Origin of the sequence: Streptomyces sp. NPDC048352, from assembly GCF_040651895.1 — a bacterium.
Taxonomy (GTDB): domain Bacteria; phylum Actinomycetota; class Actinomycetes; order Streptomycetales; family Streptomycetaceae; genus Streptomyces.
Genome location: NZ_JBEZKZ010000139.1, coordinates 1 through 6,515 on the forward strand (window position 1 = coordinate 1; position 6,515 = coordinate 6,515).

Annotated in this window: 5 protein-coding genes and 1 pseudogene; 2 read left to right on the plus strand and 4 right to left on the minus strand. The window is 73.4% G+C overall.

The window, feature by feature from the left end:
* From AB0D45_RS34255 to rsmI, 4 genes and pseudogenes are all read right to left on the minus strand, one after another.
* Positions 1 to 266, minus strand: a pseudogene (locus AB0D45_RS34255) (hypothetical protein); the annotation flags it as partial.
* 162 nt (positions 267 to 428) lie between these two features.
* Positions 429 to 1,337: a TatD family hydrolase gene (locus AB0D45_RS34260; RefSeq protein ID WP_361597350.1), complete on the minus strand. Its 909-nt coding sequence runs from the start codon at positions 1,335 to 1,337 to the stop codon at positions 429 to 431.
* Positions 1,338 to 1,346: 9 nt separating this feature from the next.
* Positions 1,347 to 1,838: a hypothetical protein gene (locus tag AB0D45_RS34265; protein ID WP_361597353.1), complete on the minus strand. Its 492-nt coding sequence runs from the start codon at positions 1,836 to 1,838 to the stop codon at positions 1,347 to 1,349.
* Positions 1,839 to 1,998: 160 nt separating this feature from the next.
* Positions 1,999 to 2,895, minus strand: a complete 897-nt coding sequence (gene rsmI / locus AB0D45_RS34270) for a 16S rRNA (cytidine(1402)-2'-O)-methyltransferase (protein ID WP_362466483.1) — start codon at positions 2,893 to 2,895, stop codon at positions 1,999 to 2,001.
* A gap of 155 nt (positions 2,896 to 3,050) precedes the next feature.
* Here rsmI and AB0D45_RS34275 point away from each other — a divergent pair, with 155 nt between their 5' ends.
* A complete protein-coding gene (locus tag AB0D45_RS34275; RefSeq protein WP_362466488.1) occupies positions 3,051 to 4,730 on the plus strand; it encodes a phospholipid carrier-dependent glycosyltransferase in 1,680 nt (559 codons plus the stop codon).
* 80 nt (positions 4,731 to 4,810) lie between these two features.
* Positions 4,811 to 6,515 (plus strand): penicillin-binding transpeptidase domain-containing protein (locus AB0D45_RS34280; RefSeq protein ID WP_362466486.1); only part of this gene is annotated, 1,705 nt, incomplete at its 3' end.

Consider the following 6,515-nt stretch of genomic DNA (forward strand, 5'->3'; position numbering starts at 1 on the left):
GGGTCCGGTGCGGATGGCGGGGCGTCGGCGGGGGCGGTGGCGGTGGCGGTGGCGGCCGCGCGGCGGCGGGCGGCCCGGCGGCCTTCGGCCCGGGGGGCGGGGACCTGCGGGTCGGGGCCGGGGTGGTGGTGCCCGTCGTACGGGGCCTCGTAGGGCCCGGCGGCGTCGTCGTACGGGGCGTGGGGCCCGGGTGCCGCGAACGTGCCGGGGTCCGGCTGCGTCCCCGGCCAGGAGGCACGGCGGTGACTGCCCTGCGTTTCGCTCACGTCGGTTCGCTCCACTGGTCCGGCCCCCGGCTGCTCGGGCACGGCACCCTAGCGGGAGCGGCGGTCACGCATCAAAGCCGTTCGACCACTCAGCGTGTCGGACGAACGGGTGCGCGAGCCGGACCCCGGCGCGGGGGGGCGGAGGGGGCGGAGGGGCGCGGGTCAGTAGTCGAAGGCGCGCGCGGTGTTGGCGGCGAGGGCGGTGGCCATGGCGTCCTCGCCGATGCCGCGCACCGCGGCCATGGCCCGCACCGTCAGCGGGATGAGGTACGGGGCGTTGGGCCGTCCGCGGTACGGCGCCGGGGTGAGGTACGGGGCGTCGGTCTCCACCAGCACCAGTTCGAGCGGGGCCACCGCGAGGGCCTCGCGCAGCGGCGCGGCGTTCTTGAAGGTGACGGTCCCGGCGAAGGACATGTAGTAGCCGGCGGCGGCGCACTCGCGGGCCATCTCGGCGTCGCCGGAGTAGCAGTGGAAGACGGTGCGCTCGGGGGCGCCCTCCTCGCGCAGCACGCGCAGGACGTCGGCGTGGGCGTCGCGGTCGTGGATGACCAGGGCCTTGCCCTGCCGCTTGGCGATCTCGATGTGCGCCCGGAAGGAACGCTCCTGCGCGGCCATTCCTTCCGGCCCCGTGCGGAAGTAATCCAGGCCCGTCTCGCCGACCGCCTTGACGTGGTCCAGCGCGGCGAGCGCCTCGATCTCGGCGAGGGCCTCGTCGAGCGCGGCTCCGCCGCCGCCGGCCCGGGCCCCCTGGCGGGACCAGCCGTCGGGGTCGCCGTGGACGATGCGGGGGGCCTCGTTCGGGTGCAGCGCCACGGCGGCGTGGACGTTCGCGTACGCGGCGGCGGTCTCGGCGGCCCAGCGCGAGCCCTTCACGTCGCAGCCGACCTGGACGACGGTGGTCACGCCCACCGACGCGGCCTTCGCCAGCCCCTCCTCGACCGTGCCGGACTGCATGTCGAGGTGGGTGTGCGCATCGGCCACCGCCACCCGAAGCGGCTCGGGCAGCGGGGGCGGCACGTCCTTCGAGGCCTTGGAGGCGGCGGCCGGGGAGGAGGAGGGGCTAGGGCTCATGAGCCGATCTTATGACCGCCCGAAGAGGCCCATGATGCGGGAGAGCAGGCCGCGGCGCGGCTCCGAGGCGTCGACGGCGACGGGCCCGGGGGCGTCGTGCGCCGCGACCCTGCGCTGCTTCGGCGGGCGGGGGGCGTTCTCGCCCGCCGGCACCGGCCCGGCGATCCCGGGGGCGATGCGGTGGTGGTAGAGCCGGTCGATCGTGCCGAGCACCGTGGAGACCTGGCCCGCGCGCATGATGCGTACGACGTGCCCGCCGCAGTTCAGGCAGGTCGGGTTCGACAGCGGTGAGGGCACCCGCTCCCCGTTCACGGTGTACATGATGAACGGCTCGCCCCTGCCGTCGACGTGGTGCTCTATCGCGTAGGACTGCTCCCAGCCGAAGCCGCACTTCATGCAGGCGAAGGAGTACGCCTCGTGCACGGTCTGCACGCCGGAGGCGGGAGGGGCGGCCGGTCCCGCGGCCGTGACGGGTACCGGGGTGTCTGCGATCTCACTCATGCCAGCTCCTCTTGTTCCACTGGTGCCACTGCCAGTGGACGCCTCTTCGGGCGGGAGCGCATCAGGCCATGTCCAGTAATGGACGGTCCTTGGGCCAGTCATTCCACAAACGCCCGGTGCGCGGTCTGAGCTTTGCTTTTCAGGTTAGCTCTTTACCGTCTTACGGCACCTTTTGTGCCGCGTTCTTTGCCGCGACGACCGCGTCGAAGACCTCGCGCTTGGGTACGCCGGCCTCCGCCGCGACCGCCGCGATGGCCTCCTTGCGGCGCTCGCCGGCCTCCTCGCGCACCCGTACGCGGCGCACCAGTTCCTCGGCGTCCACATCGCCGGGCGCGGCCGCCGGGGCGCCCTCGACCACGATGGTGATCTCGCCGCGCACGCCCTCGGCCGCCCACGCGGCCAGCGCCCCGAGGCCGCCGCGCTTGACCTCCTCGTAGGTCTTGGTCAGCTCGCGGCACACAGCGGCCCGCCGGCCGGCGCCGAACACCTCGGCCATGGCCGCCAGGGTGTCGTCCAGCCGGTGCGGCGCCTCGAAGTAGACGAGGGTGCGCCGCTCGCCCTCCACCTCGCGCAGCCGGCCGAGGCGCTCGCCGGCCTTGCGCGGCAGGAAGCCCTCGAAGCAGAAGCGGTCCACCGGGAGCCCGGACAGGGCGAGCGCGGTGAGCACGGCGGACGGACCGGGCACCGCCGTGACCTTGATGTCCTTCTCGACGGCGGCGGCCACCAGGCGGTAGCCGGGGTCGGACACCGAGGGCATTCCGGCGTCCGTCACCAGCAGCACCCTCCGGCCGGCCTCCAGGGCCTCGACCAGCTCGGGGGTGCGGGCGGACTCGTTGCCCTCGAAGTACGACACGACGCGCCCGGTGGTGTGCACGCCGAGCCCCTGGGTGAGCCGGCGCAGCCGCCGGGTGTCCTCGGCGGCGATCACATCGGCCCGCTCCAGCTCGGCCGCGAGCCGCGGCGGGGCGTCGGCGAGATCGCCGATGGGTGTCCCGGCGAGGACGAGTACGCCGTGGGAGGAGGGGGCTTCGGCACCGCGGGGCAGGTCAGCTGTCACCGCCTCATCCTCTCATTGGGGCTCGTGGGGACTGGGGCTCGCACAGGGGCGTTCCCTACGATGACCCGGTGACCAGTACCGCGACGCCGCCGCCCAGCCCCGCGGGGGCCCCGCCCGTCCCGCCGGGCGCACGCGAGTCCGCCTACGAGCCGCCCGTGTGGCTGCGCCGCCTGCGCGGGTTCGGCTACGCGCCGGCCGCGCCGGTGACGGACGTCCGCACGCGCCTCGTGCCCCCGTACGCACGGCCGTCCGCGCAGCTGTGGACGGCGCTCGGGATCCCCGAGGCGAGCCGGCGGACCTGGCAGCGGGTGATGGCCTGGGCGGGGCCGCTGCTGATCACGCTGGTGGCGGGGGTGCTGCGGTTCACGCACCTCGGCAGCCCCAAGGCGGTGATATTCGACGAGACCTACTACGCCAAGGACGCGTGGGCCACCATCCGGCAGGGCTACGAGGCCAGCTGGCCCAAGGATGTCGACAAGTCGATCCTGTCGAATCCCGACGCCGTACCGCTGCCCCTGGACCCGGGCTACGTCGTGCACCCGCCCGTCGGCAAATGGGTGATCGGGCTCGGCGAGTGGATGTTCGGCTTCACCCCGTTCGGCTGGCGGTTCATGACGGCGGCGCTCGGCACCCTGTCGGTGCTGATGGTGTGCCGCATCGGCCGGCGCCTGCTGCGCTCCACCTTCCTCGGCTGCCTCGCGGGCGCGCTGCTGGCGGTCGACGGACTGCACCTGGTGATGAGCCGCACCGCACTGCTCGACCTGGTGCTGATGTTCTTCGTCCTGGCGGCCTTCGGGGCGCTGCTCCTCGACCGGGACAGGGCGCGGGCGAAACTCGCGGCGGCCCTGCCGGTCGACGAGGAGGGCCGCGCCCACCCCGACGTCACCGTCGCGGAGACCCTGCGCCTGGGCCTGCGCCCGTACCGGCTGCTGGCCGGCGTCTGCCTGGGCCTGGCCTTCGGCACCAAGTGGAACGGCCTCGTGGTGCTGGCCTTCTTCGGGGTCCTCACCGTCCTGTGGGACGCGGCCGCGCGCCGCACCGCCGGCGCGGGGGCCCCGTACGCGGCGATGCTGCGCCGCGACGCGCTGCCGGCCTTCCTGTCGACGGTGCCGGTGGCAATCGGCGTGTACGTGGCCTCCTGGCTGGGCTGGATCCTCAGCCCGGACGACGGCAAGGGCGGCTACTTCCGCGACTGGGCCGCCAGGAACGACCAGCACAGCTCGCTGTCCTTCCTCCCGGAGTGGCTGCGCAGCCTGTGGCACTACGAGACGGAGGTCTACGACTTCCACGTGGGCCTGACCTCGGGCCACACCTACGAGTCGAACCCGTGGAGCTGGCTGGTGCTGGGCCGGCCGGTCTCCTACTTCTACGAGTCCCCCGCGCCCGGCACCGACGGCTGCCCGGCGTCCGCGGCGGGCAAGTGCGCCCGCGAGGTGCTGGCCCTCGGCACGCCGCTGCTGTGGTGGGCGGGCTGCTTCGCGCTGCTGTACGTCCTGTGGCGCTGGTTCTTCCGCCGCGACTGGCGGGCGGGCGCGATCGCGTGCGCGCTGGGCGCCGGCCTGCTGCCCTGGTTCAACTACCAGGAGCGGACCATCTTCTACTTCTACGCGGTGGTCTTCGTCCCGTACCTGTGCCTGGCGGTGGCCATGATGGCCGGCGCCATGCTGGGCCCGGCGGGCTCCACGGAGCGCCGGCGCGCGATCGGCGCGATCGGCGCGGGCGTCCTCGTCCTCCTCATCATGTGGAACTTCATCTACTTTTGGCCGATCTACACCGGCCAGAGCGTGCCCATGGACTCGTGGCGTGGCCGGATGTGGCTGGATACCTGGATCTGACCCTTTACCGACAGGTAAGGTCGCTTCCCTAGGTTCTTTGAACATGTTCAGAGGACGGGGGCTCCTGGGGAGGGGACGCAGTGAACGGGGCGGCGAAGGGTGCCATCGTCGGCGGGGTGTTCCTCGCGATGGTCGGCGGTACGGCGTACGGGGTGTACACCCTGGTGGGGGACAGCGGCGGCAGCGGCGCGGACGGCGGCGACGGCGGCGGTGCGAGGAGCAGCGCGTCGTCCGCCGCGAAGGCGAGCGGGCCCGTCACCGGCAAGGAGGCCGCCGCCACCGCGCAGGCTTTCCTCGCCGCGTGGGCGGCGGGCGACGACCACAAGGCCGCCGGCCTCACCACCGACACGCAGGCCGCACAGGCCGCGGTGGCCGACTTCAAGGCCGGGGCGATGGTGTCCAAGGCGGTCATCACCCCCGGCACGCCGGACGGCACCACCGTGCCGTTCAAAGTCGAGGCCGAGATCAGCTACGAGGGCACGACCAAGCCCCTCGCGTACGAATCCCGGCTGACGGTCGTCCGCGGCGCCGGAACCGGCGAGCCGCTCGTGGACTGGCAGCCCGCGGTGATCCACCCGCAGCTCCAGAAGGACGAGAAGCTGCGCACGGGGACCCCGGCCAGCCCGCCCGTCAAGGCAGTGGACCGCCACGGCAGGGAGCTGACGGCGGAGCAGTACCCGTCGCTGCGGCCGGTGCTGGACTCGCTGCGCAAGACGTACGGGGAGAAGACCGGCGGCACGCCCGGCGTCGAGCTGTGGATCGAACCGGCCGCCCAGGACGCGCCCAAGCGCAGCCTGCTGACGCTGGTGGAGGGCAAGCCCGGGCAGATCCAGACGGTGCTGGACGCCGACGTGCAGGCGGCGGCGGAGAAGGCGGTGGCGCTGCACCCCGAGGCCTCGGTCGTCGCGGTCCAGCCGAGCACCGGTGACATCCTGGCGGTGGCCAACCACCGCAGGGACGGCTTCAACGCGGCGATGCAGGGCCGGCGGGCCCCCGGCTCGACGATGAAGATCGTGACGGCGGCGATGCTGCTGGAGAAGGGCGTGGTGGCGGCCGACCGCCCGGCGGACTGCCCGCAGACCGTCTCGTGGGAGGGCAAGGTCTTCCACAACCTGAACAACTTCTCGCTGAAGGGGCAGCCCTTCTCGACCAGCTTCGCCAAGTCCTGCAACACCGCGTTCATCAGCCTGATCAACGAGGTGGGGGACAACGGTGCGCTGCCGCGGGTGGCGCGGGAGGCCTTCGGGATCGGGCTGGACTGGAAGACCGGCATCCCCTCGCAGGACGGCAGCGTGCCGGTGACCTCCGGTCCGGCGGCCGCCGCCGAGTACATCGGCCAGGGCGCGATCCAGATGAACCCGCTGAACATCGCCTCGATCACGGCCACCGCCCGGACCGGGGTCTTCCGGCAGCCGGTTCTGGTCAAGGCCTCCCTGGACGGCCGCACCCTGGCCGCCACTCCGCGCTCGCTGGCGCTCGGGGTGTCGCAGCAGCTGGTGCGGATGATGAAGCAGGCCGCCGGCCCGGGCGGCACCGCGGCGGGCGCCATGTCCTCGGTCGCGGGCTCCGACAAGGGTGCGAAGACCGGCTCGGCGGAGGTGGACGGCGCGACGGCCCCGGACAGCTGGTTCACGGGCTTCCGCGGCGACGTGGCGGCGGCCGCGATGGTCGAGGGCGGCGGCCACGGCGGCGACACCATCGCGGCGTGGAAGCCCTGGCCCATGGACAGTCTTGCCGTCCCGGCCATCGAGCTCCTCGACGGCCTGGTGGAGGTGCCTGAGGCCT